The organism is Clostridium frigoris (assembly GCF_018861865.1).
Taxonomy (GTDB): domain Bacteria; phylum Bacillota; class Clostridia; order Clostridiales; family Clostridiaceae; genus Clostridium_AD; species Clostridium_AD frigoris.
Map to the genome: position 1 here is coordinate 13,367 of NZ_JAHLDV010000004.1, position 25,123 is coordinate 38,489.

Below are 25,123 nucleotides of genomic sequence, written 5' to 3' on the forward strand. Positions count from 1 at the left end.
TATGGTAAAACAAAAAAACTATATTCACAAAAGAAATATAGTTAATGTATTTATACATCATTACCGCTTTCCTCCGCTGGTATTAGCCAGATCAGGTATAAGGGTCAATGAATTAAATATTCATATCTCAGCCACAAGGCACCCCTAGCACATATATTATTATTATTTAATTATATAACAGCATGTCACAATTTACAAGTAATCCTAACTATTTATTATAAATGTTACTTATGTTATTAAGTAAAATGAAAGTTTGCAATTAATTAACTAGAGTGTTAATGTATAAGTATTCTAGGTGAATTCTAAAATTAGAATAGGTTTTATTTTATCTTGTTAAAAATTAAACAATAAATTATAATTACAAAGATATCGTTCTGAAGGTATGAGGGTTCGTCCCGAATGAGAAGGCGAGAGAATAGTTGTAATATTGTTAAGGAGCATTATTTTAGTGATGTGTCTTTAATTTTAAGAAACTATCCCTATGCCTTTAGAGGTATAGGGATAGTTTAATTTATTAAAGAAGGGATTTAATTAATGGAAACAAGGATTGCTTTAATTGGAATTATAGTTGAAAATACAAATGAAGCTTCAAAACTTAACTCTATACTTCATGAATATGGTGAGTATATTGTAGGTAGAATGGGTGTTCCATATAATAAGCGTCATATTTCAGTGATAAGTGTTGTTGTTGATGCACCAAATGATGTTATTAGTGCTATATCAGGTAAACTTGGAATGTTACCGGGTGTAAATACAAAAACAATTTATTCAAAAGTTTCACCACAAGTTGAGTAAAAATAAATTATTTTATATGAAAAGGAGATTATGCTATGTATGATTCTAAATCAAAAAATGCAATAGAGTTTATAGACGATGATGAAATTTTATCTACCGTTGCATACGCTAAGGAAAACAAGAGTAATCGTGAATTAATTGATAGTCTAATAGAACGTGCAAAAGAAGGCAAGGGACTAACTCATAGGGAGGCCGCTGTTCTACTTGAATGTGATTTGAAAGATGAAGAAGAAAAAATGTTTAAACTTGCAAAGGAACTTAAGCAAAAGCTTTATGGTAATCGTATTGTTATGTTTGCACCTTTGTATCTATCAAATTATTGTGTAAACGGATGTGTGTATTGTCCATATCATTCTAAAAATAAAACAATACATCGCAAAAAACTTACGCAAGAAGAAATAGTTAAAGAGGTTGTTGCGCTTCAGGATATGGGACACAAGAGATTGGCTTTAGAATCAGGAGAAGATCCTATTAATAACCCAATTGAATATATTTTGGAGTGTATCAAGACAATCTATAGCATTAAACATAAAAATGGGGATATTAGGCGTGTAAATGTAAATATTGCAGCAACAACTGTAGAGGAATATAAGATGCTAAAAGAAGCTGGCATTGGAACCTACATACTTTTCCAGGAAACTTACAACAAAAAAAGTTATGAAGAACTTCATCCAACGGGACCAAAACATAACTACTCATATCATACTGAGGCTATGGACCGTGCAATGGAAGGCGGTATTGATGATGTTGGAATTGGTGTCTTGTTTGGTCTAAATATGTATCGTTATGATTTTGTAGGACTCCTCATGCATGCAGAGCATTTAGAAGCAGCTAAGGGTGTAGGTCCACATACTATAAGTGTTCCACGAATTTGTCCTGCTGATGATATAGATCCTAATACATTCTCAAATTCAATTTCGGATGAAATGTTCGAAAAAATCGTGGCTGTTATTCGTATTGCTGTACCATATACAGGCATGATTGTTTCAACTCGTGAGTCACAAAAAACCCGTGAGCGCGTTCTAGAACTAGGGATATCTCAGGTAAGCGGAGCTTCATGCACAAGCGTTGGGGGTTATTCTGAGCCAGAATCTGAGGAAGATAATTCAAAACAATTTGAAGTAACAGATACTAGAAAATTAGATGAAATAGTAAATTGGCTTTTAGAACTTGGTTATATTCCAAGCTTTTGTACTGCTTGTTACAGAGAGGGGCGTACAGGCGATCGTTTTATGAAACTTGTAAAGTCAGGTCAGATTGGAAACTGCTGTCAGCCAAATGCATTAATGACACTTAAAGAATATTTGGAAGATTATGCATCCGAAGATACTAAGAAAAAGGGTGAGATCTTAATTCAAAATGAGATTCCAAATATAAAAAGTGAAAAAGTTCGAGAAATTGCAAAACAATATTTAAAAGAGCTTAATGATGGAAAAAGAGATTTCCGTTTCTAAAACCATAAAAGAGGTGTAGCATAATTTGCTACACCTCTTTTTACGTTTTATAAAATAATTATACAATTTTTAAAATAGACTTACGAGTGAACTTGGGATTAAGTATATATTATTCTAAATACACTAGATTATATGGAGTTTCTTGGTAAACATAATGATTTAACCAATTTGAAAAGAGCAAACTTGAGTGACCTCTCCATTTTACAATAGGTGTTTTAGTTGGATCATCTTGTGGATAATAATTCTTTGGAACGTTTATATTTAAACCATTTGCGATATCTCTATCATATTCTTTTTTAAGTGTTAGTGGATCATATTCTGAATGTCCGGTTATAAAGATCTGACGTCCTTTTTTAGCTGACACAATATAAATTCCTGATTCAGCTGATTCTGATATAATTTTAAGTGCATCTACTTTATCAATATCAGCTTTTCTTATTTCAGAATGCCTTGAATGAGGAACATAAAACTCATCATCAAATCCCGTTAAAAGCCTAACATTCTTATGCGTTGCTGTATGTTTAAACACTCCAAACAGTTTTTTATCAAGTTTATGTTTTGGTACTCCATAATGATAATAAAGCCCAGCTTGAGCACCCCAACAAATATGTAAGGTGGAGAATACATTGCGTACGCTCCATTCCATGATTTTTTTTAGCTCATCCCAGTAATCTACTTCTTCAAAAGGAACATTTTCAATAGGTGCTCCTGTTATTATCATTCCATCAAATTTAGTATCTTTTATTTCATCAAAAGTATTGTAAAATTTAATGAGATGTTCTGGTGATATATTTTTGCTGGCATGACTTTCTGGATGAAGGAGTACTATATCAATCTGAAGTGGTGAGTTACCAAGTAGTCTTAGAAGTTGCGTCTCAGTATCGATTTTTGTGGGCATTAGGTTTAAAATTATAATTTTTAAGGGTCTAATATCTTGATGAAATGCGCAGTCTTCTGTAATAGTAAAAATGTTTTCTTTATTTAGAGTCTTATATGCTGGAAGATTATCAGGTATTTTTATTGGCATCTAAATCCTCCTTAGGGTAATGCAACTTTCATAAAATATATGTAAGATGCATTAGTTATTTTGTAACTATTTAACTGATTTTTCTAGTGCTTGATTCAAATCGTATATAATGTCATCAATACCTTCAACACCAATTGAAAGTCTTATTAAATCTGGAGTAACTCCAGCTGCCTTTTGTTCTTCTTCATTAAGCTCTGCATGCGTTGTGCTTGATGGGTGAATTACAAGTGATTTTGCATCTGCAACATTTGCAAGTAATGAGAATAATTCTACGCTATTAATAAATTTCTTTCCAGCCTCAAGTCCACCTTTTATTCCAAAAGTGAATATTGATCCTGCGCCATTTGGTAGGTATTTTTTAGATAAATCTTTGTATTTACTTCCTTCTAGTTCGGGATAATTTATCCATGAAACACTTGGATGGTTATTTAAAAATGCCACTACTTTTCTAGCGTTTGAAACATGCCTTTCAACTCTTAATGACAATGATTCCAGTCCTTGAAGAAATAAGAAAGCACTTTGAGGGCTAAGGGTAGCACCAGTGTTTCTTAGAAGTTGAACTCTAGCCTTTAAAGCAAATGCTGGTGCACCGAGGTCTGCATATACGAGACCATTATAGCTTTTATCGGGCGTTGTAAAATCAGGGAATTTACCGCTTGCCCTCCAATCAAATTTACCTCCATCAACTATAACCCCACCAATGGTAGTTCCATGACCTCCGATAAATTTTGTAGCAGAGTGGATAACTACATCAGCACCGAATTCAATTGGGCGACATAGGAAAGGAGTTGCAAATGTACTGTCAATAATAAGTGGTATTTTATTTTCATGTGCAATCTTTGCTACTGCTTCTATGTCTAGTATATTTATTTTTGGATTTCCTATTGTTTCACCATAAAGTGCTTTTGTCTTGCTTGTTATTGCTTTCCTAAAGTTTTCAGGATCGTCTGGATCAACAAATATTACATTAATTCCAAGTTTTCTAAGTGTCACATTAAATAATTCATAAGTACCGCCATAAAGTGTACTTGCAGTTACTATTTCATCACCGCAGCTAGCTACATTAAGTATTGCATAGAATATTGCAGCTAGTCCTGAAGCTGTAGCAAGTCCAGCGACGCCACCTTCAAGAGCGGCTATTCTTTTCTCAAAAACATCAGTAGTTGGGTTCATTATTCTTGCATATACATTTCCTGGTTCTTTTAATTGAAATAAATTCGCAGCATGATCTGCATTTTTAAAGACAAAAGATGATGTTTGATAAATTGGAACTGCTCTTGAACCTGTAGTAGGATCAGGTACCTGACCTGCATGTACCTGTAATGTTTCAAAACTTAATTTTCTCTCACTCATATTAATTCTCCTCTTTAATATTATTTTTTTAATTTATTGAAATTTATTAAAATATATTGTGAATATATATTTGTTTTTTATACCCAAAGATTTATTAAAATATAATGATATATTATCTTAATAACAAATTAAAATTATTTTATTTAAAAAAAAAGCAACTTTCCTAAAAGGAAAGCAGCATGATAAACTTTAATAAACAATAAAATTGTATAATAAAATTTGCTATCTTCCTTATCTTTCAGATTTTGTAATCTGATGGAATTGACACCAGTGCATTTTTGAAAATGCTGGTTGTCGGGTATCATCGGGCCAGTCCCTCTACCTCTCTTGATAAGTTGTTAGTGCTTAGTATATGGTTCATAAAAGTAAATGTCAATACATTTTTTGATTTTAAATTTAATTGATTTATTTATTTGCAAACATCAATAAATTCAGCCTGAGTTAGTGATTGCATATCGGATGGACTTATTTTAAGGGCTGTAAATGCTGAACCGGCTGCGGGGTAAACATATTCATAGTTTTGTAGTGACACGTCTATGTATATCCCTATAGGACTTGCGAGTCCGAATGGACATACTCCACCTACAGGATGACCTGTTATTTGTGCAACTTCATCGTGATCTAGCATTTTGGCCTTTGTTTTGAAAAAGTCTTTGTATTTTCTATTATCAATTCGTGCATCACCTTTAGTAACAATTAAAATATCTCTGTCTTTAAGACGAAAGGATAAGGTCTTTGCAATAAGCTTTGGTTCAACTCCTAAAGTTTTAGCTGCAAGATCAACTGTGGCACCGCACTCGTCAAGTTTAAATACTGGATCTACAAGGCCATGATCGGTAAAAAAATTTTGTACACTTTTAACGCTCAAGTTATTGCCTTCTCTCAATAATTATTTTATTAAATCAAAGCACAATTATATTTAGATAAAAAATACCCTCTTCGATAGATAGAAGAGGGTTAATTTATATTTTAAATATAGCCATCTTATCTTTCAAGAATAAATTTGCTGAAATTGGCACAGTATTCTAAAAGAACCCGCTGCCGAGGTTTCATTGGGTCAGTCCCTCCACCTCTCTTGATAAGTATTTATTTATTAAGTTGTTAAAGTCATAATAAAGCTTTTATTGAATATTGTCAATAGTCCAAAAATATTTTTATGTAGTAATATGTATAGAAATAAAATAAATTGTCGAGTAGAATTAGATAGAAGATAAATGTAATATTTTAACAATACAGTATTGGCTATAGTAACAAAACAATGAAAATAGAATAATATAAAGTATAAATATTATTTTGGAGGTACTTATGTACGATTATCGTTGTAAAAATTGTGAAAATCTTGGACAATGTATGCCCATGATGAATATGCCCATGATGAATATGGCTATGATGAATATGCCTATGATGAATATGCCAATGGAGGATATGCCCATGGAGGATATGCCAATGGGAAATATGCCTATGGGGAATATGCCAATGATGAACATGCCAATGATGAACATGCCAATGATGAATATGCCAATGGGGAATATGCCCATGATGAATATGCCCATGATGAATATGCCTATGTGTGATGAAGATGATGAGGATTTAAAAAGTATGAATCCTAAGGTTTACCATAGGATGATTCCTATGGTAAATCACCATTGTGATATGATGGTTGCAAGACATGGAAAGATGTATTGTCCTAGCAAAGAGGAATTGGATCATGTTTGTAAGGAGATAGCTGACAAGTACAAAGAACATCATAAGGATGAGGATTATGATGAGGACGATTGCAGGGATGATGAGGATGATATGACGAGGAGAAGACGTCGCTTCAGCGGTGCTGGTCTTCAAGATATAGCTAGAATATTAATTATTGGAAGTTTACTTGGGGGAAGAAGATATAATTACGGATATTAAAAGTATAATTAAATATTATTAAATATTACAGGTGAATTTGTTATTATATTCTAAAAAACTGCTGAGATACTTAAGCAGTTTTTTTTATATGAATTACACATGCATATGGTTATTATGTATGATATTTATGGTAACAGTGCAGAAGGTATAGAAAGAGTATATAATGAGGTGAACCTCGGAATAATTTGTGTTATAAATAAATTTAAACAAAGGGGATAACAATGATAAAAACAAATGTTATGCGTATTTTAGATAAAATGAATGTAGAATATGATGTTATGACCTATGAGGTTAAAGATGATAAAGTAGATGGTATATCTGTGGCAAAGAAGACAGGTAGAGACGAGAAATATCTCTATAAAACAATAGTGACACATGCAAACTCTAAAGAAATTTATATTATTGTGATTCCTGTTAGACAAGAAATAGATTTTAAAAAAGTAGCTAGAGTAACTAATGAAAAGAACATAGAAATGTTAGATCTTAGGGATTTACAGAAGTGTACAGGATATATTAGAGGTGGGTGTTCCCCCATAGGTATGAAGAAAAAGTACAAAACATTTATTGACAAAGGAGCACTTGAAATAGATAAGATAATTGTAAGTGCTGGGAAAATAGGATTTCAAATAGAAATAAATCCAAATTTATTAAAAGATATCGTAGATGGTGAATTTGCTGATTTAATAAAGTAAAACTAATAAACACAAAAAAGATGGTTTCTAATGTAGAAACCATCTTTTTATATATTTTATAGGTTTTTTATATATTTTCTTTCATAGTTCCAATAGATTATAAATGCAACTACAGCAAAAAATATTGGGCCACCTACACTCCAAAGAGTCGTTGGTAAATCCCCTTCAAGTGCTGGTTGTATTATTGAAAAGAAATTTGCAAATCCAACAGTGAACATAACTACTATTGTCCATATTAAAGCACTTGTGTTAGTTTTAAATATTTCAAAAGGTTTGATAATAGCTTTGTTTTTCTTAAAGGGTGCAAAAGCAAACGCTATAAACATGTATGGAAGAGTCATAGCTACGTTGGTCATTGAAACTAATATTTCAATAAACTTTTTCATAGAATCTCCACCAACAACAGAAACAAGGAAAATTATAACACAAACTATTACAGCTTGAATCCACATTGCATTTTGAGGCATTCCATTTTTCATTTCTGCCATTTTTCCAGGCCATAATTTAGGTGGCGTACCTTCAATTAATTGTTTTAATGGTGAGAACATTAGTGTAAAGAAAGCACCAGATAAAGCTAAGAACATTGAAAGTCCAACGAATCTAGCTACACCATGTCCAATTGCTATTGAAGTAGCTTGGGTTGCACCGTATGCATTACCAAGAGAATACCCTAGGTTGTTCATTACTACATAACCAGCATTAGCTAAGTTAACGTTATCGCCAGTCATAATAGTAGACCAGTTAGTAAATATACCAACAAGGAATATTCCAAGTGAGTAGCCAATTGAAATAATAATTGCTGAAATAACGACACCTTTAGGAAAGTTTTTTTCAGCATTTTCTGTTTCATCAACTAGTCCTCCAACAACTTCTATACCACCATAAGCAAATATAGCAAATACTACGAATGCAAATGATTGAAGTATATTCCCAACATATTTAGGATTTGGTGAATCTATGAATGAACTAATTCCAGTTATTGGTTGAGCCAAATGACCATGATTTCCTACAAGAACTAGTAAAGCTCCAATAAATAAAACTATGTTTAACAAAGCAACTGCAGTACCTCCTAGAGAAGTTACTTTTTTAATTTTGTCTAGTCCCTTAGTTGATATAATTGTAACAAATATTATCCAAAATATTCCAAGAATTCCTAGAAATCTTGGACCAGTTAATCCTAGTAAACCCCAAGTTTTTGTTGTATCTGTACCAAATATCGCATTTGATATTGGAACCCAAACTGTTGACGCAACATTAACCATCCAGATTACATAAGATGCATACCACATAAAAGTACCCATAAAAGCAAATTTAGCTCCTACAGACTTTGCCATCCATGAATAAATTCCACCCTTTTCATCCTTGAAAGCCGCACCGAACTCAGCCATCATGAAAGCAAAAGGTATAAAAAATGTTATTCCTGATAAGATGTACCAAGGAATAGCTGCATATCCCATTTTATAAAATGATCTTGGAATATTATTAAATCCGTAAACCGAAGTAAAAATCATTAATACCAATGGTATCAATGTTAAATGCTTAATATTTTTTGATTTTTCTGACATGTTTTTCCCCCTAACAATGTTGTAAATAAATCTATATTACGCTGCTATATAATTATATAATAATCGACAAAAAAATCAATACTTTTATTAGTAATAGGGTAAATATAGATTATACTTTAATGTACTATGAATAGACCTAAGATGAATTAGGGATATTTGCTGATTTAAGCTTAAAATGGTATAATATAAATAATTACAGCTTAATAAAATGGGCACGCTAACTATAAAGGTTTAAAAAGTTAGAGTGTTTTTTGAATTTAATGACATTTCAGAAGGGAAGTTTCCCATCTCTATAAGTAGGAGTTGCATATTATAACAAATAGAAAACTTCAATGGGAGTATAAATCTCCTTCTGAAGTCGTTAATATTTCAGTGACCCAGGAGATGATTTAATCACAATTAAGTGTTGAAGGAGAGATTATGCGAAAAAGTGGAAGAACACCGTTAATGAGAGCTAAAAAATTAGAAAAGGCATTAGGTATATCAGAGATATACTTAAAACTTGAAGGAGCTAATCCATCAGGGCATAAATATGATCGTATATCAGAAGTTTTAGTTAAAGATGCTATTGCTAATGGATTTAAAAAAATATTAGTTGATGGTTCTGAGTGTTACATACAATCAGTAATGTTATTTGCAAAATTAAATGAAATTGAGATTAAGGTTCCTCTATTTAAACAAGAAAAATGGAAAATTTCTAGAATTGATAAATCTATTTTATTTGACATGCGAGATAAAAAGGATACTATCACACGTTCTCATTTGAGAGAGATAGCAGAAAAGAATAATATGTATTTGATGTGTGAATGGAATCTAAACAATATTATTAGTCATCTTGTATTAGAGGATATGACAAGAGAGTGCCTTGAACGTATGGATTTTAAGGCTGATACAATTACAATACAATTGGGCCTTGGATATACACTTTCAAGTGTCTACAGTGGATTAATTAAAAGTTGGGTACATGAGGAATTAAGTAAGTTACCTGAACTAATATGTGGTTCAAGCCCATCGTGGAAAGAATCATTGGATGAGTACGTTAGTAAAATGCAAATCAGTGGGATTAAAAATAAGGATAAAGATTCTGAAAAACCTAATTTATACACGGAAGATGATTATACAGGTATAGTTGCAACAGTTGAGAAAATAATTATTGATACACGTGCTGAAATGATAGGAATTGAGGAAATTGATCTAAAAAATGCAGCTAACATGCTAAGAGAACTTGAGGGTGTTATGGTCTCAAGGAAGGAATCATATGCAATGGCAGCGTTTATCAAAAATGCTAAGCAAGGGAAGATAAGTAATGGAAAACATTTAATTATTTTAAATGATGCGAGAAGTGAGATTGAAGTATGTGAAATTAAAAGCTTTGATGATAAAAACAAAGAAGAGTTAATTGAAATGACGCGTAATTGGTTATCCACTTATAATGATTCGGTAGGTGAGACAGTGGATGCTATAGAAAAGGCTATGAAGGAAGGTTTTTTGTTAATAGCGAAACGAAATGGTGAAGAACAGGGTATCTGCATTGTAGTAAATATGGGGTTCGAACGATTTATTCCAACTTACCACCTTGCATATATTGGTGTTAAGCCAGGTAATAAAGGGAGAGGCGTGGCGTCTGAACTTATAGGGCGTGCAATTGAACTAACAGATGGTAATCTGTCACTTCATGTAGATCTTGATAACAAAAGGGCTAAAAATCTCTATCGTAAAATGGGATTTAACCATGTATATGATAGGATGATATATAATCATCCAACTGATTAAGCTAAAATTAAAGTGTAGGGGGCAAATTACTGAAATATATTTCAGTAATTTGCCCCCTACTTTCTATTAGTAGTCTAATCAATTTTTTTTAGTATTTTACAAGGGTTGCCTACAGCTACAACATTAGCTGGAATATCCTTTGTAACAACGCTTCCAGAACCTATTACAGAATTATCACCAATAGTTATACCAGGATTTATTATACAGCCACCGCCAATCCATACATTGTTCCCTATAGTTACAGCTTTTGTATAATCAGCATTTTTAGGCCTTAACTTAGGATCAAGTAGATGAGTGGCAGTAAATATACTTACATTAGGAGCAATTAATACATTATCTCCTATTTTTACAAGTCCATCATCTAAAACTAAAAAATTAAAATTAGCATAGAAAGTTTCTCCAATGTGAATATTAGTTCCGTAATCGCAATTAAAAGGAGGTTCTATTTCAAAATTATCACCTATTTTTCCAAATAGTTTTTTTAAAATATTTATTCTATCAGTAACATCTTCTGGGTCAGTATTATTATATAATTTTGTAAGATGCCTTGCTTTATTTCTTAAAAGTATTAAATCTTTATCATATGCGTTATAGATTTCACCATTTAGCATCTTTTGTTTTTCACACATTTTAAACACTCCTTATCAAATACGCTTTTGAATTCAATTATATCATAGTAGGCTTAAAGAACGGATAAAAGTTTAAGATAGAAGGCAAAGTAGTTAGAAACTGACCAATACGAGGTATATTTAAAGCATATGGTATAAAGTTAGAGAAAGAGAGATGTTATACAGTAATATGGTATTTTTAGTGAAGTTAAAAATATAAACAAATAAAAATAAGGCAGATAGTTTATTTATCTGCCTTATTTTTATTTTCTAATACCATATCCGCCATATATAGTTTTAGTGTCCATTAGAGAAATTACAGCGTTAATATGGGAATCTGATATTAATTTTATTAATTCACATTTCCTTTTTCTTTTAACATGTAATATAAGCATTTTTTTTTCTTCTTTTAAGCCTTCTGCATCAACAATAGTAACACCGACATTTTCTTTTCTTAATAGCTCGGCCAATGTATACCCATCTTTAATAGACACTATTGCATTTATAGTAATTAGGCCTAATGCTAGTTTTTCTTCTAAAATACAACCTATGTAATTTCCACAAGCAAAACCTGAGGCATAAGTGATCATTTTAAGTGGTGCTTCATTTATTCCAACAAGCATTGTACCAATTACATACAACCATATTAGAACCTCAAAAAAACCAATAATAGAACCATAAAATTTTTCACCTCGAGTTATGAGGACTATTCTAATCGTAGTTAAGGAAACCTCAACTATTTTAGCAAAAAAAATAATAATAAAACCTAACATATGTAATCCCTCCAACTTAATTTATCTTGTTTGTATATTTTCTATTATAAATACAATATGCCTTATTTAGAAGGGGTTTACAAGAAATATCATTAAATCATCTCCTGGGTCGCTGAAATATTAACAACTTTGGAAGCAGATTTAGACTGCCACCAAAGCAATTTTACTATGCTAGACAACTGCCACTTATAGAAGATGGCAGACTTGAAGCTTCCAAAATGTTGTTAAAAGTTTATACATATATAATTTATAAGGTACTAAATATGCTATTAATTTTTTTGATTTTAAACATTTATTTGAAACTAAACTTAATAGTTGACAAGTCAACCAATTCTTATTATAATAAAGTTGACGTGTCAACTAAAATGAGAAAAATATATTTATCTAGGGGGTGTTGTATTTTGGACGAAGACATAATGTATCTACTTAAACTTAATAATCAAATTTTAAGAAGTACACAGGTTCATTTGGACAAGGTGCTAAAAGAATATGAATTAAGCAGTGGATCATATCCATACTTACTTAAATTGAAGGGTAACGAAGGTATTAGCCAAAATAAAATAAGTGAAGAAATAGGTTGCAATAAGGCAATGTCTGCTAGAACTATAACAAAACTTATTAATCTTGGTTATTTAGATAGAAATAAAGATGAAACTGATTCTAGAGCATATAAATTATATTTAACGGAAAAGGCTAATATTATAATTCCAAAAGTGCTTCAGAAAATACATAAGTTGGTAGAATTAATAACAATAGATTTAAATGAGGATGAGAAAAAAATTACTATGGATTCTTTGAATAAGATTCTAAGTAATATAAAAAACATGAAAATACAAGCATAAGAGGAGAATGAAAATGGGTTCAGTGGATAATAGTAATTTTAAAAATAGATGGGTAATTTTATTTATAGTTGTAATGGTAACTTTTATGTGTACTTTAGATAGTAGCATAGTAAATGTAGCATTACCTGTAATGGCTAAATCTTTAAATGTAACGACAGCTGGAATTCAATTAGTAGTAACAAGTTATTTAATTGTTATCTCAGCAGCTATCTTGGTTTTTGGAAAACTAGGGGATATGCTTGGCAAAACTAAGGTATTCAAATTCGGAATAGCTTTATTTACCATGGGTTCTCTATTTTGTGGGATAACAAGTTCCCTTACAGTTTTAATTATAGCAAGAGTAATTCAGGCGATAGGAGCAGCAGCTACTATGGCAAATAGTCAAGGAATTATAACGGGAGTGTTTCCAGCAAATGAGAGAGGAAGGGCTCTTGGAATTACGGGCACGTTTGTAGCCCTTGGCGCAATGGTTGGACCAGGGCTAGGAGGATTTATAGTAGATGCTTTTAGTTGGGAATATATATTTCTAATAAATATACCAATAGGTATAATAACTTTATTTTATGGATTTAAGATACTTCCCAAATCAAATAAAACACAAAAGATTAAACTGGATGGATATGGAGCATTGCTATTCGCATTTACTATAATACCTTTATTTGTAGCTCTGGGGAAGGGTCAAGAAATTGGATTTACACAGCCTATAATTTTGATAGGATTTTTGATATCAAGTGTTTCATTCATACTATTTATATTTGTGGAGAAGAAACGTAAAGACCCATTGTTAGATCTTAAAATATTTGAGAATAAATTATTCTCACTTTCAATATTTTGTGGATTTATATCTTTTGTAGCGTTGTTTTGTTCAGTTATTATACAACCGTTTTTTCTTCAAGATGTGCTTAGGTACTCACCTGCATTTACAGGATTAATACTTATGGTTTCTCCGTTAATATTGTCTGTTGTTGCACCTCTGAGTGGACATTTATCAGATAAAATAGGATCAGAGATTCTAACTTTCATAGGGCTTGCGATTAACAGTGTTGGTCTACTTTTAATGTCAACTTTAAATGAGCAAACGAGTCTAATGAGTATGGTGTTTTATATAGCAGTTATGACCATTGGGAATGGTTTATTTCAGTCTCCTAATAATTCTTTAGTAATGTCCACAGTGCCAAAGGATAAGTTAGGTATTGCAGGAAGTATTAATGGACTTGTAAGAAACCTAGGAATGGTATGCGGAATTGCTTTATCAACTGCACTTTTATACAATAGAATGAGTTATAAAATTGGACATCGCGTAACTAATTATATAGTGGGACGAAATGATGCATTTATATATGGCATGAGAAGTGTATATATAGTTGCAGCTATTATTTGTTTAATTGGAGCAATTTTAACTTTTTTAAGATTATATACAAGTAAAGTCGAGTTAGAAAACTCTTAATAAATATATTAGCTATATTAGTGTTTTTGGAGTAAATAAAAAGAAAGGTAAGATAATAGAGTTAATAAAACTATGAAAATATATTTTCATAGTTTTATTATTATAATATTGTTAAGGTGATTACTTAACAGCTTGAATTATATCTTTAATGCGTTCGTCTTCATCCTTTAAGCGTTTAACAATTCCAAAATGTCCCTTTAATTTTCCTATAGTATTTTCATATTTTGTGAAAGCACTTTCAATATTGCTACCATTACAAGTTAAGATTAAGTTTACTTTGTTAACTGGTACTTGTTTTAAAAATTCACATATTGCAGGGGTAGGTTTTCCTGCCCAGAGTGGTGATATAACAACATATTGATCAGCTTCTTTATATTCACCGTTAATTTTAATATTTACACTTTTATTAGTTGAAGCGTAGTAGCCTCCTTTTATAAAGCCAAAGATTCCATTCCAATTTTTATCATCAGTAATCCGAATAGGTGAGATTCCTAAGCCATCAGCTATTTTTGTTGCTATTCTTTCACTAGTACCTGTTCTTGAAAAAAATAATACTGCAGTTTTGATATTAGTCATCCCTTTTTTATTTATGGACATTAATACGTTTTATGTAAATCATAACCTAATATTAGAATGTATTCAAATAAATATTCATAGTATTTTTCTTAAATAACTTTTCATGGTATAATTTTCTTGTACGTTATAGATAATATAGTAGAATAAAGTTAATTTGGTTTATGTGTAAAGTTAGCCACGACAAGGGGCTTTATACCTTGTACACGATATATATATAAAGGAAGTGAGTATTTAGTGAGTTTGTGCATTGTGTACTTATCCGCTAAAGATAAATTATGGATAATAAATTATTAGAGAAATATGCTCTTTTACTGGTTAAGACAGGAATTAATATCCAAAAGGATCAAACACTTGTAATTAATTCTCCTATTGAGTGTGCTGCTTTTACTAGAATAGTTTCTAGAATAGCATATATAGAAGGTGCTAGGGAGGTGGTAGTAACCTGGAGAGATGAATTATCTACAAAAATTAAATTCACGTTTGCTCCAGAAGAGATATTTTGCGAATATCCAGATTGGCAAAGAGATTTTTATGTGTCAAGTGCGCGAAAGGGAGCTGCATTCTTAAGCATTTCAGCATCTGACCCGGAGCTTATGAAGGATGTTAACCCTGAGAGAATGTCAAAATCAAATAAAGCTGCTAGTACTGCAATAAAAGAATACAGAGATAGAATGATGAGTAATAAAAATGTTTGGTGTGTTGCATCTATTCCAACACAAGCTTGGGCAAATAAAGTTTTCCCAGAAGTTTCAGAGGAAGAAGCAATGGAAAAACTTTGGAATGCTATATTTAAAACAGTGAGAGTGGATACCAAGGATCCTGTTGCTTCATGGGAAACTCATAAATCAAATCTGAAAAAAAGCATGGATTATTTAAATTTGAATAATTTTAAATATCTACAATATAAAAATTCATTGGGCACGGATCTAAAAATAGAACTTCCAGAAAACCATTTATGGCTTGGAGGATCAGATTATACTCCTGGCGGTATAGAGTTCATAGCGAATATGCCTACTGAAGAGGTATTTACACTACCTAAAAAAACTGGAGTTAACGGCATAGTAGTAAGCTCTAAACCTTTAAATTATAATGGTAATTTAATTAATAAATTTACGCTTACTTTTGAAAAAGGAAGAGTAGTAGATTTCAAAGCAGAAAGTGGTTATGATATTTTAAAGAGCATTATTGAAACTGATGAAGGATCGTGTTACCTTGGTGAAGTAGCATTAGTGCCATATGACTCTCCAATATCAAACTCAAATATATTATTTTACAACACGCTTTTTGATGAAAATGCATCATGTCATTTAGCTCTAGGAAAGGCATATCCAGTATGTATAAAAAATGGTGAAAATTTAAGTGCTGAAGAACTTGAAGAGTTAGAAGTTAATGATTCGTTTGTACATGAAGACTTCATGGTTGGTACAGAGGACCTACAAATAATTGGTATCACAGCAGATGGGAAAGAGGTATCTGTGTTTGAAAATGGAAATTTTGCATTTTAATAGCTTGTTCGCAAATGGACGAAAAAAGTTCTGTTAATGGTGAAAAGTATATTGTACATGCTTTTTAGATATGTTAATATAAGTATTAAATAGTAATTTTAAATTACTATTTAATAGAATCTAATCTGATAAACAACATATCCTCTTTTATTTAGGAAATTATTGTTAATCAAATTTAGATCTTATTTTCAAATAAAAGGAGGAATATTTAAAATGGAAGACAAAAATTTAATTTGCAAAGATTGTGGTAAAGAATTCGTATTTACTGAGGGTGAACAAGCTTTCTACAAAGAAAAAGGATTCGAAAATGAACCACAAAGATGCGCTGATTGTAGAAGAGCAAGAAAACAACAAAATAATAACTCATCTTACGGAAGATAGTCAAATCATCTCCTGTGGAGCTGTATATTAACGACTTCAGAAGGAAACTTCCTTCTGAAATGTCGTTAAAATAAGTAGATATACCCTATAAAACCTTGGTTTTATAGGTTTTTTTATTTGCAAAGAAAATGTAGAATATTTACTAGGAAATATATTACAATCACATAATTTCACATAATATTGAGATAATTATTCGAAAGTTGTCGAATATAATGTATTTATAGATAGAATAACTAATATAAATTAATTGAGGAGTGGATTATATGTTAAATTATAAAAAAATGATATTATCAACAACTCTAGCAATGGCAATATTAGCACCAAGTGCTGTTTTTGCGGGTACATTAAATAATGTAACACCTAAATGTGATATGAAAGTATGTAAGGAAAATAGCGTTAAAACTAATTCTAAAATGAATTGCTGTAAAGAGTGTAGTATGGCAGCTAATTGTAAGATGGAATGTTGCAAAACCGATAAGAAATTATTAACAAATAAAGAAGAAAAACAGGAGGGGCAAAAGGAAAATTTACAAGCAAAAATACAAATGTATGATAAAGCTCTTCAAAATGCAGAAAAATACGTGCCGGGTGCAACTAAAAAAGGGTATGCTTCTGTAACTAAAACTAAAGAATTAGCAAAACAAATTATTAATATAAGAAAAGAAAAAATAAATGTTGACACATTACCTTTAAAGAATGAATTTAAAACTGAGGTGACTGCTATAGAACTTAAGGCGCAAAAGGGTAAAATAACAAAGCAAGAAGCTAAAGAGCAGCTAATAGCTAAGCAACAAGAGAAAAAACTCCAAGTTAAAAGTATAAAAGACCAATTTAAAAATGAAAACAAAACGCAAAAAGATGATATAAAAGTGAAAAAGGATGTAGTAATAAGAAGCTTTAAAAACTTTGTAATTTCTATCGACTCAAAAGATTCTAAAATCATTGAAAAAAGTTTTAATATATACATTCAAAATATAAATGAGTTAAATACGATGTTACAACAATTAATTAATCAGACACCAGCATAATATGAAAGAAAGTGGGATAAAGACTATATTTTTAATTAAATATAGTCTTTTTTTGTTTATCTATTTTTTAATAGATAATAAATTAATGGGTTATAGAATATTAAAATTATTTATAAATATGAGGAACTGTATTATAATATAAGTAAATATCCGAGCATCAATAAAATAAGATGATTTTGTATGCATTTAAAATTTAATTATATAAAGTAGGAGGATAATTATGGATTACACTATATATTTAGTTGAAGATGAAGAAAACTTAAATAGCATACTTACCTCATATCTACAAAATGAGGGGTGGAATGTTACATCATTTTTAAAAGGAAAAGATGCACAAGAAGAAATTCATAACGCACCACATTTGTGGATCTTAGATATTATGCTCCCAGATATAGATGGATACCAATTGATTAAAGAGATTAAAACTAATGATGAATTAACACCAGTTATATTTATTTCAGCAAGAGATGCAGATTTAGATAAAATAATAGGACTTGAGCTAGGATCTGATGATTATTTAGCAAAGCCATTTTTGCCTAGAGAACTCATAATAAGGACAAGAAAGCTATTAGGGAGAGTTTAAAAAAATCCAACAATTAAGTTAAAAGAAAATAATATAATGCTAGGTTCTTATTTGGTAGATGAGAATACTCGCGAAGTAAGCAAGGATGGGATGATAATAGAACTTACCTCTAAGGAATTTGATATGCTTGTTTTTTTTATGGATTACAGAAGTCAGGCGTTCTCAAGGGAACAAATTTTAGAAAGAGTTTGGGGTGAAGATTATTTTGGTAATGATAGGGTTGTAGATGATTTACTTCGGAGATTGCGAAAAAAATTGCCTGATTTGAACATTGAAACAATATATGGTTATGGTTATAGGTTATCAAGGTAATGCATACTAAAGATGGTTTTATGAAAAACAAATCTCTATTTTTTCAAATTGGTATTGCATTCGCAGCAGTAATAATTGGTCTTAGTATGTTACTAGCATTATTTTTTCCTATAATTTTAAGAGAGTTCTTTACAAATGAAGTGTATAGTACTATTGAAGGTGCACAAAATAATATTATCAAAAAAAGATTATATAAGAATTTTGATATTGAATATCCCAATATAGAAAGTAATACACAAGAGTTAGATATACGATCGGTTACTCATATTCAAATACCTAAAAAAGGTATTGAAGGTGCTACAAACTTAAAGATAACTAAAGTAGCAAAATCATTGAATGTTGAAAGGGAATTTGTTGAACAAATAATTAAACAAGGTGAAATGCAAAATAAATTAAGTAAAAGGTATGTAAAGAAGATAGGTGATAAAAAAATTTTTTATGTTATTACTAAGTATAGTAATGTGAATAAATCAGGATTTTTACTATCATACATGTGGGATACATATAGAAATAGTCTTCTTAAAACCTTGTTACAAAAATTATTAATTATTACCTTTATAGCAGTAGTTATTAGTCTAAGTCTAGCTTTAACACTTGCGAAATACATAACATCACCATTAATAAAACTTGAGAAAAATGTAAAAAAAATTGCTGAAAAGCAATGGGATGAAGCTATTGTATTCGAAAGGCAAGATGAAATTGGAAGTTTAGCTAAATCTATCGAACACATGAGAAAAGAACTTATTAAGAGAGATGAGAGTCAACAGTGGATGCTTCAGAACATATCACACGAGCTAAAGACTCCTGTTATGGTAATTAGAAGTTACTCAGAAGCCGTAGGGGATGGTATATTTCCTAAAGGAGACTTGAAAAGTAGTATGGGAATAATTAGTAGTGAGGCAGAAAGACTAGAAAAACGTATAAAAGATTTATTATATCTATCTAAGTTAGAATATTTATCAAAACATCGAGCAACCTATAAAAAGATTAATATAAAAGAAATAGTTGAGGATGTTGTAGGTAAACTTAAATTCGCACATGAAAACATAAATTGAAATATAGATATTTCTAATATAAAATTTAAGGGAATTAAAGAACAATGGGTTGTTGTGATTGAAAATATTTTAGATAACCAAATTCGATATGCAAGGAAAGAGATAAACATATCGATTAAGCAAAAGGAGAATTTGGTTATTATTTGTATTCATAATGATGGAGAAAAAATTTCTTAGGAAGATATTGAAAAAGTATTTAATAAATTTGAAAAAGGTAGAGCCGGAAAGTTTGGACTTGGAATGGCTATAGTTAAATATATAGTTGAATATAATAGTGGAGAAATTTATGCTGTAAATGAGAATGACGGGGTATCTTTTTATATAAAGTTACCAGTAGATTAGTGAAAATCAATAAAAAATAAGAGCACTATACCCTTACTGTTAATCAGTAAGGGTATAGTGCTCTTATGCTTTAATTTGTAAAACTTATTTATATACCTAATTTATAGAATGTTAAACAATCTTTTGTTTTAAAAGTATTAGTAAGCTTATAATAGTAAAACAAATAATATTAATATATAAAAGCTAATGCTTAAATAAGCATATATTTAAAATTAACATAGGAGAAATAAAATGGATATTTAATATTTAATTAGAGAAACTATAAGTATAAATTTATAATTTTAAAGTAATTATCTATGGTATAAGGATAGGGTGATAGCAATGGAAAATGGAGAGCTAAGCGAGAATATAGATTTAATTAGGAATGGGTTAGGCAAGCAAAGTCCTATGGTGGTAAAGCACTTTTATATTGGAAGTGATGAGCCTTTAGAAGCTGCGATTATCTATGTTAATGGAATTACAAACAAAGATATCATTGATAGAGACATATTAAATCCTCTTATGCTTCATATACAGGAAAATTTAAATGGAAAGGTTAATATAGGAGATTATCTTTGTAAGAGGTACATTTCTATGAGCAATACATTGATAGAAGCTGATTTAGATGTAGTGATTAATCACCTTAAAAGAGGGAAAACGACTGTGCTAATAAATGGCGCTTCAGAAGTAATAATAGCTGACACTACAGGTGGACAACAACGTGCTATTATGGAGCCTATGAATGAAACTGCATCGAGAGGACCAAGAGATGGTTTCGTAGAGAATTTAGAAGTTAATATTAGCCTTATTCGAAGAAAAGTCAAGGATAAGAATCTCACAATTGAGCTATTTAATGTAGGAAGTAGAACGCAGAGTGACGTAGCAATGGTTTATATAAACGATGTAGTAGATAAACAAGTAATGGAAGAATTAAGAAATAGATTAGAATCTGTTGATGTAGATTCTGTACTTTCAGCGGGAGCACTTGATCAATATATTGAATCCTATGCTTATACGGTTTTTCCACAAGTTGATAGCACGGAAAGGCCAGATAGAGCTATTGGAAATATGGTGGAAGGGAGAATACTTGTTGTTTTAGAAGGAACGCCAATGGTGCTTGTATATCCAGCAACGTTTATGCAATTTTTCCAGGCTGTGGAGGATTATACTCAAAGAACTGTTTTATCCTCTTTTGTAAGAATTCTTAGGATTCTAGCGGCGATTATTGTTATTACCTTACCTTCTATTTATTTAACACTAATAAAGTTTAATGTAGAACTTATACCAATAAAATTTGTAACCCCAATTGTTCAGTCAAGGGTAGGAATTGCTCTAACTCCGTTTTTAGAGATTGTAGCTATGGAACTAGTTGTGGAGTTTTTAAGAGAGGGTGGCTTAAGGCTACCTACTAAAATAGCTCAAACCTTAAGTTTAGTAGGAGGTATCATTATAGGTGATACAGCAATTCAATCTAAAATGGTTAGTCCTACTACTTTACTTATAGTGGGAATTACTGTAATTACTACCTTCTTAATCCCTAATTATGATATGTCTCTTTCTATTCGAATGTTACGGTTTCCAATGCTGGTATTAGCAAATATTATGGGTATATTTGGAATAGCAGTAGGGTGGTTTTTAATTTTAGTTCATCTATCCTCTTTAGATAGCCTTGGAGTACCATATTTTGAGTTCCGTAAAAGTGACATGAAGGATACCTTTATTAGAGCACCACTTTGGAAGATGAACAAGCGACCAGAGGTAGTTCCAAATGGTGATCCAATAAGGCAGACGGATTTTAGAAATAAGTTTAAGAAAAAAAGGTAGTGAATAAAATGGAGAGAAGCGCGAGTAAAAAACAAAAGTACTTAACGGTAAGTCAGTTTGCCCTTATTATCTTCGGTTCCATCGTTGGAGTTGGTGTTTTATCACTTCCAAATGGTGTAGTAAAAGAGGCTCATCAGGATGGATGGATCTCTACTTTAATAGGAGGAATATATCCCTTATATGTTGTAATCATAGCTAGCTATATAAGTAAAAAATTTCCTAAAGATAACATATTGATTTTAAGTAAAAAGTATTTTGGTAGAATCTTTGGAAGTTTCTTTAATTTAATTTTTGCTAGTTATTTCATTTTTATATCATCAATGGTTGCTTGTTATTATAGTAACTTAATGCGAAGTTATATAGTAGGATTTTTAACTTCTTTTAAGCTTCTAGCTATCCTATTTATATGTATTATTTATGCCGCTTCTAGAGGCTTAAAAGTTATAGGAAGAATATGTGAAATTTCTTTTTATGTTACAATCGTTCTCCTTTTATCACCTATAATAGCTTTACGCTTTCCTAATATGACAAATATTTATCCTGTATTTGGTTCAGGGATTAGTTCAATAGCAAAGGGAGCTATAAAATCAAATTATTCTTATTCAGGAGCGGAAATAATCCTACTAATCTATCCTTTTCTAAAAGAGAAAAAGAAGATGCTTAAATCTTCTCTTATAAGTGTAACTATAGCTATTGCTATTTATGTTTGGTGTGTTTTTATAACCATATATTATTTAGGCCCAGATATTGTGAACAAATGTTATTGGTCATTTTTGGTTGTAACAGAAACTATAACCGTATCAATAATCAATAATTTTAGATATGTTTTTATGACATTTTGGGGTTTAATTGCATTTAAAACTATTAGTATTAACGCTTATGCAAGTATATATATTTTAAAAGAGTTTGCACATAAAATAGAGATAAAAAAAATTTATTTTTTAATGTATGCATTATTTGTATATTTAGCTTTTAGATTTGGCAATGAAATAAGTAGGCAAAAAATTAACGATATTGTTTTGCCCTGGTATATCATATTTAATTTAGTTTATATGACGGCTATTGCTGTATTTATATTTTTTAAGGAAGGAGGGAAAGCTTGAATAAAAAAAAATATTTCATAATAATCATTGGAATTATTATTTATACGTTTATTATGATGGGGCAAGACCGGGTCCCTATTGAAGAGGTAGTAACTATTAATGGCATTGGCTATGATATAGAGAAAAAAGGTCAAAATATTATTGAATATAGTGTGCCAATTAATACAAATGTTTACAAAGGCAGTGGTAAGCAAGCAAATTTGTTATTTACAGAGCAAGGTCGAAATTTAGGAGAAGTAACTCAGAAAAGGCAAGAAAAGATGAATAAAAGGTTTATACAGGGGCAGGAAAGGGTAGTTTTGATTAGCGAGGATTATGCAAGGTATGGTTTAAAAACCTTGATAGATGATAGATTTAGAAATCCAGAAACAAACGATGATGCTTATATGGTTGTATGCAAAGGCAGAGCAGAGGATTACTTAAAATACAAGAAAAAGGGTTACAATAACTCTTCAGATTATATAGGGGGTATTATAGAAGCTTATGGCAATTACAGTTTTTTTTCAAACAATTACAAGTTAATAGATGCATATGTGAGGATTGGAGCTGAGGGTAGAAGTTTGACGCTTCCATATATAGAAATAACAAATGCAGGAATAGAAATAACTGGAATGGCTATTTTCAAAGAGGATAAAATGGTAAAGGTTTTAGATATACAAAAAAGTAAAATACTTAATTTATTAAAAAATGATGATGTACACGGGATAATAACTTTACAAAAGAGCCCTAAAGAGTATATTGATTTTGATGCAAAAACGGGTAAAAGAAAAGTGAAATGCTATAAGCAAGGAGATAAATACAGTTTTATTATTGATTTAACCTTCACAGGTACAATTACTAATAATGAAATGTATGCTGGTATGTTAAAGGATATAAAACAAAAGAAAAAGTTTGAAAAGGATATGGGAAAAGAGATGGAAAAGCAAGGTTATGATTTTATAAAAATAATGAAAAGTGATTATAAGGTGGATTGTATTTCACTTGGCAAAGAGGCGGCTGCCAAGTATGGAAGGCAGAAAATAATTGATTGGAATGAAGTAGTTTCAAATGCAGATATTAAAGTAAATGTAAAAGTTAATGCAGATTTACAGGGTAGAGGAGATTATTAGGAATGCAGATAGAAAAGAAAAATCTATTAACTCCAAATGAAGTTACTTTTATATTAATAGGGATTATGCTTGATGTAACGGCAACAAGTTTACCGAATGGGGCAATAGCTATTGCAAAACAGGATGAGTGGATTTCTGTAATAATAGGGGCTCTATATCCTTTATATATAGCTATTTTAGCTATATATGTAAGTGGGAAATTTCCTAAGGATAATATTCTAGTGCTGAGTAAAAGATACCTAGGAAAGACTTTTGGGAGCATATTAAATTTTCTGTTTTTACTAAGTTTTTTTAGCTTTTTCCCACCACTAATTACAACAATTGGGTTAATTGTAAGAACAGAAGCATCACCTATGTTAAGTCCTTTTAAAATTTATGTAGTTTTATTTTTTATAGGAATATACGCGGCTAATAAAGGGATTAAAGTGCTTGGAAGGCTATGTGGTATCACATTTTGTATGTTGATAGTAGTCATTATACCTACCATTTCTATTTTAAAACAAGGAAGCATTTTAAATATAAGTCCTATTTTTGGAGCAGGGATTGTAAATATTTTAAAAGGGAGCGTGTACTCTGCTTATGATTACTCATTAATGGAACTTATATTTTTAATTTACCCCTTTATAAACGATAGTGGCAAGATTAAGAGTTCAGCTTTAAAGGCAGTAGGATTTACTGCTATTATATATACATGGATTACTTTTATAACAATATATTATATGGGAAAAGATATTATTCCTAAAACAATATGGAGTTTTTTCACAGTAACAACGGCAGTAAAGGTTGAAGTATTAAATAATTTCAGATATATTTTCTCGTTTTTCTGGATAATTATAGCAATTAAATCTGCCGCTATTTTTAATTATGTGTGTATATTTTTCTTAGATGATTTTAAAAAAATAAAAAATAAAAAAGTGACATATGTACTGTTAGCTGTTGTGGTTATTACAATTGCAAGGATATATTACCCAGATAAGGTAGCAATGGAGGAAATTATAAAATATAGCTGTCCAATCAGCATTATATATAATTTATTATATATAACCCTCATCACCAGTTTAATATGGATAAAAAAAGGAGGGGTAAAATGAA

The 25,123-nt window shown here is 30.6% G+C and carries 23 protein-coding genes, 1 pseudogene and 3 riboswitches; of the genes and pseudogenes, 17 read left to right on the forward strand and 7 right to left on the reverse strand.

The genetic code is table 11. The features are described from left to right. Window positions 1-51 precede the first annotated feature (51 nt). Window positions 52-156: riboswitch (TPP riboswitch) on the reverse strand. A gap of 378 nt (window positions 157-534) precedes the next feature. Further along, entirely contained in the window at window positions 535-795 is a 261-nt protein-coding gene (locus tag KPL37_RS02825; RefSeq protein ID WP_216145919.1) for a TM1266 family iron-only hydrogenase system putative regulator, read from the forward strand. A 35-nt stretch (window positions 796-830) separates the two neighbouring features. After that, window positions 831-2,249 carry a [FeFe] hydrogenase H-cluster radical SAM maturase HydG gene (gene hydG, locus KPL37_RS02830; RefSeq protein ID WP_216145920.1) on the forward strand — a complete coding sequence of 473 codons (1,419 nt, stop codon included), beginning with the start codon at window positions 831-833 and terminating at the stop codon, window positions 2,247-2,249. 109 nt (window positions 2,250-2,358) lie between these two features. Here hydG and metA read toward each other — a convergent pair whose 3' ends face one another. The 3 genes from metA to KPL37_RS02845 form a co-directional block, all read right to left on the reverse strand. Then, window positions 2,359-3,276 carry a homoserine O-acetyltransferase MetA gene (metA, locus tag KPL37_RS02835; protein ID WP_216145921.1) on the reverse strand — a complete coding sequence of 306 codons (918 nt, stop codon included), beginning with the start codon at window positions 3,274-3,276 and terminating at the stop codon, window positions 2,359-2,361. Between the two features lie 66 nt (window positions 3,277-3,342). Further along, window positions 3,343-4,629, reverse strand: a complete 1,287-nt coding sequence (locus KPL37_RS02840; RefSeq protein WP_216145922.1) for an O-acetylhomoserine aminocarboxypropyltransferase/cysteine synthase family protein — start codon at window positions 4,627-4,629, stop codon at window positions 3,343-3,345. A 228-nt stretch (window positions 4,630-4,857) separates the two neighbouring features. Beyond that, window positions 4,858-4,966: riboswitch (SAM riboswitch) on the reverse strand. Between the two features lie 72 nt (window positions 4,967-5,038). Continuing rightward, window positions 5,039-5,497, reverse strand: coding sequence for a YbaK/EbsC family protein (locus KPL37_RS02845; protein WP_216145923.1), 459 nt, complete (start codon window positions 5,495-5,497; stop codon window positions 5,039-5,041). A 113-nt stretch (window positions 5,498-5,610) separates the two neighbouring features. Next, a riboswitch (SAM riboswitch) is annotated at window positions 5,611-5,714 on the reverse strand. Window positions 5,715-5,934: 220 nt separating this feature from the next. Between KPL37_RS02845 and KPL37_RS02850 the strand changes: the two genes are divergently transcribed. Both KPL37_RS02850 and ybaK read left to right on the forward strand, forming a co-directional pair. Continuing rightward, window positions 5,935-6,534 (forward strand): hypothetical protein, encoded by a 600-nt coding sequence (locus KPL37_RS02850; RefSeq protein WP_216145924.1) that lies wholly within the window; start codon window positions 5,935-5,937, stop codon window positions 6,532-6,534. 221 nt (window positions 6,535-6,755) lie between these two features. Continuing rightward, complete coding sequence (ybaK, locus tag KPL37_RS02855; RefSeq protein WP_216145925.1) at window positions 6,756-7,226, forward strand: Cys-tRNA(Pro) deacylase; 471 nt, start codon at window positions 6,756-6,758, stop codon at window positions 7,224-7,226. A 56-nt stretch (window positions 7,227-7,282) separates the two neighbouring features. Here the strand turns inward: ybaK and yjeM are convergent, their stop codons facing one another. Continuing rightward, window positions 7,283-8,791 carry a glutamate/gamma-aminobutyrate family transporter YjeM gene (gene yjeM, locus KPL37_RS02860; protein ID WP_216145926.1) on the reverse strand — a complete coding sequence of 503 codons (1,509 nt, stop codon included), beginning with the start codon at window positions 8,789-8,791 and terminating at the stop codon, window positions 7,283-7,285. Window positions 8,792-9,211: 420 nt separating this feature from the next. On the opposite strand from yjeM, the gene KPL37_RS02865 reads away from it, so the two are divergent. Further along, window positions 9,212-10,564: a pyridoxal-phosphate dependent enzyme gene (locus KPL37_RS02865; protein ID WP_216145927.1), complete on the forward strand. Its 1,353-nt coding sequence runs from the start codon at window positions 9,212-9,214 to the stop codon at window positions 10,562-10,564. 74 nt (window positions 10,565-10,638) lie between these two features. On the opposite strand, the gene KPL37_RS02870 is transcribed toward KPL37_RS02865, so the two are convergent. Both KPL37_RS02870 and KPL37_RS02875 read right to left on the reverse strand, forming a co-directional pair. After that, window positions 10,639-11,193: a sugar O-acetyltransferase gene (locus KPL37_RS02870; protein ID WP_216145928.1), complete on the reverse strand. Its 555-nt coding sequence runs from the start codon at window positions 11,191-11,193 to the stop codon at window positions 10,639-10,641. Window positions 11,194-11,435: 242 nt separating this feature from the next. Then, window positions 11,436-11,945: a DUF2179 domain-containing protein gene (locus tag KPL37_RS02875; RefSeq protein WP_216145929.1), complete on the reverse strand. Its 510-nt coding sequence runs from the start codon at window positions 11,943-11,945 to the stop codon at window positions 11,436-11,438. A 401-nt stretch (window positions 11,946-12,346) separates the two neighbouring features. On the opposite strand from KPL37_RS02875, the gene KPL37_RS02880 reads away from it, so the two are divergent. Both KPL37_RS02880 and KPL37_RS02885 read left to right on the forward strand, forming a co-directional pair. Beyond that, window positions 12,347-12,787, forward strand: coding sequence for a MarR family winged helix-turn-helix transcriptional regulator (locus KPL37_RS02880; RefSeq protein ID WP_246578104.1), 441 nt, complete (start codon window positions 12,347-12,349; stop codon window positions 12,785-12,787). 13 nt (window positions 12,788-12,800) lie between these two features. Next, window positions 12,801-14,234, forward strand: coding sequence for an MFS transporter (locus KPL37_RS02885; protein WP_216145931.1), 1,434 nt, complete (start codon window positions 12,801-12,803; stop codon window positions 14,232-14,234). A 120-nt stretch (window positions 14,235-14,354) separates the two neighbouring features. On the opposite strand, the gene KPL37_RS02890 is transcribed toward KPL37_RS02885, so the two are convergent. After that, entirely contained in the window at window positions 14,355-14,810 is a 456-nt protein-coding gene (locus KPL37_RS02890; RefSeq protein ID WP_216145932.1) for a hypothetical protein, read from the reverse strand. A gap of 275 nt (window positions 14,811-15,085) precedes the next feature. Between KPL37_RS02890 and KPL37_RS02895 the strand changes: the two genes are divergently transcribed. The 10 genes and pseudogenes from KPL37_RS02895 (at window position 15,086) to KPL37_RS02935 (ending at window position 25,122) form a co-directional block, all read left to right on the forward strand. Then, window positions 15,086-16,315 carry an aminopeptidase gene (locus KPL37_RS02895; RefSeq protein ID WP_216145933.1) on the forward strand — a complete coding sequence of 410 codons (1,230 nt, stop codon included), beginning with the start codon at window positions 15,086-15,088 and terminating at the stop codon, window positions 16,313-16,315. Between the two features lie 213 nt (window positions 16,316-16,528). Next, window positions 16,529-16,696, forward strand: coding sequence for a zinc-ribbon domain-containing protein (locus KPL37_RS02900; protein ID WP_216145934.1), 168 nt, complete (start codon window positions 16,529-16,531; stop codon window positions 16,694-16,696). Window positions 16,697-16,959: 263 nt separating this feature from the next. Continuing rightward, the gene (locus tag KPL37_RS02905) at window positions 16,960-17,724 is read left to right on the forward strand and encodes a hypothetical protein (RefSeq protein ID WP_216145935.1); all 765 of its coding nucleotides are present in this window, start codon (window positions 16,960-16,962) and stop codon (window positions 17,722-17,724) included. Window positions 17,725-17,944: 220 nt separating this feature from the next. After that, window positions 17,945-18,619 (forward strand): annotated as a pseudogene (locus tag KPL37_RS02910) (response regulator transcription factor). After that, a complete protein-coding gene (locus KPL37_RS02915; protein ID WP_216145936.1) occupies window positions 18,619-19,674 on the forward strand; it encodes a histidine kinase dimerization/phospho-acceptor domain-containing protein in 1,056 nt (351 codons plus the stop codon). Before KPL37_RS02910 ends, KPL37_RS02915 begins: the two are co-directional and overlap by 1 nt. Window positions 19,675-19,857: 183 nt before the next feature. Then, window positions 19,858-20,016, forward strand: coding sequence for a histidine kinase (locus tag KPL37_RS20235; RefSeq protein WP_343216211.1), 159 nt, complete (start codon window positions 19,858-19,860; stop codon window positions 20,014-20,016). 321 nt (window positions 20,017-20,337) lie between these two features. Further along, window positions 20,338-21,819 carry a spore germination protein gene (locus KPL37_RS02920; protein WP_216145937.1) on the forward strand — a complete coding sequence of 494 codons (1,482 nt, stop codon included), beginning with the start codon at window positions 20,338-20,340 and terminating at the stop codon, window positions 21,817-21,819. Between the two features lie 8 nt (window positions 21,820-21,827). After that, window positions 21,828-22,922 carry a GerAB/ArcD/ProY family transporter gene (locus KPL37_RS02925; RefSeq protein WP_216145938.1) on the forward strand — a complete coding sequence of 365 codons (1,095 nt, stop codon included), beginning with the start codon at window positions 21,828-21,830 and terminating at the stop codon, window positions 22,920-22,922. Then, window positions 22,919-24,031, forward strand: a complete 1,113-nt coding sequence (locus KPL37_RS02930) for a Ger(x)C family spore germination protein (protein ID WP_216145939.1) — start codon at window positions 22,919-22,921, stop codon at window positions 24,029-24,031. Before KPL37_RS02925 ends, KPL37_RS02930 begins: the two co-directional genes overlap by 4 nt. A 2-nt stretch (window positions 24,032-24,033) precedes the next feature. After that, window positions 24,034-25,122, forward strand: coding sequence for a GerAB/ArcD/ProY family transporter (locus KPL37_RS02935; protein ID WP_216145940.1), 1,089 nt, complete (start codon window positions 24,034-24,036; stop codon window positions 25,120-25,122). The last annotated feature ends 1 nt before the right edge of the window (window position 25,123 follow it).

Bases quoted from the DNA above. Each gene is read 5' to 3' on its own strand.
- KPL37_RS02865 (WP_216145927.1), top strand. From the start codon at position 9,212: ATGCGAAAAAGTGGAAGAACACCGTTAATGAGAGCTAAAAAATTAGAA.
- KPL37_RS02935 (WP_216145940.1), top strand. From the start codon at position 24,034: ATGCAGATAGAAAAGAAAAATCTATTAACTCCAAATGAAGTTACTTTT.
- KPL37_RS02885 (WP_216145931.1), top strand. From the start codon at position 12,801: ATGGGTTCAGTGGATAATAGTAATTTTAAAAATAGATGGGTAATTTTA.
- KPL37_RS02895 (WP_216145933.1), top strand. From the start codon at position 15,086: ATGGATAATAAATTATTAGAGAAATATGCTCTTTTACTGGTTAAGACA.
- KPL37_RS02920 (WP_216145937.1), top strand. From the start codon at position 20,338: ATGGAAAATGGAGAGCTAAGCGAGAATATAGATTTAATTAGGAATGGG.
- KPL37_RS02905 (WP_216145935.1), top strand. From the start codon at position 16,960: ATGTTAAATTATAAAAAAATGATATTATCAACAACTCTAGCAATGGCA.
- metA (WP_216145921.1), bottom strand. From the start codon at position 3,276: ATGCCAATAAAAATACCTGATAATCTTCCAGCATATAAGACTCTAAAT.
- hydG (WP_216145920.1), top strand. From the start codon at position 831: ATGTATGATTCTAAATCAAAAAATGCAATAGAGTTTATAGACGATGAT.
- KPL37_RS02900 (WP_216145934.1), top strand. From the start codon at position 16,529: ATGGAAGACAAAAATTTAATTTGCAAAGATTGTGGTAAAGAATTCGTA.
- KPL37_RS02875 (WP_216145929.1), bottom strand. From the start codon at position 11,945: ATGTTAGGTTTTATTATTATTTTTTTTGCTAAAATAGTTGAGGTTTCC.
- yjeM (WP_216145926.1), bottom strand. From the start codon at position 8,791: ATGTCAGAAAAATCAAAAAATATTAAGCATTTAACATTGATACCATTG.
- KPL37_RS02870 (WP_216145928.1), bottom strand. From the start codon at position 11,193: ATGTGTGAAAAACAAAAGATGCTAAATGGTGAAATCTATAACGCATAT.
- KPL37_RS02925 (WP_216145938.1), top strand. From the start codon at position 21,828: ATGGAGAGAAGCGCGAGTAAAAAACAAAAGTACTTAACGGTAAGTCAG.
- KPL37_RS02890 (WP_216145932.1), bottom strand. From the start codon at position 14,810: ATGACTAATATCAAAACTGCAGTATTATTTTTTTCAAGAACAGGTACT.
- KPL37_RS02915 (WP_216145936.1), top strand. From the start codon at position 18,619: ATGCATACTAAAGATGGTTTTATGAAAAACAAATCTCTATTTTTTCAA.
- KPL37_RS02850 (WP_216145924.1), top strand. From the start codon at position 5,935: ATGTACGATTATCGTTGTAAAAATTGTGAAAATCTTGGACAATGTATG.
- KPL37_RS02840 (WP_216145922.1), bottom strand. From the start codon at position 4,629: ATGAGTGAGAGAAAATTAAGTTTTGAAACATTACAGGTACATGCAGGT.
- KPL37_RS02825 (WP_216145919.1), top strand. From the start codon at position 535: ATGGAAACAAGGATTGCTTTAATTGGAATTATAGTTGAAAATACAAAT.
- ybaK (WP_216145925.1), top strand. From the start codon at position 6,756: ATGATAAAAACAAATGTTATGCGTATTTTAGATAAAATGAATGTAGAA.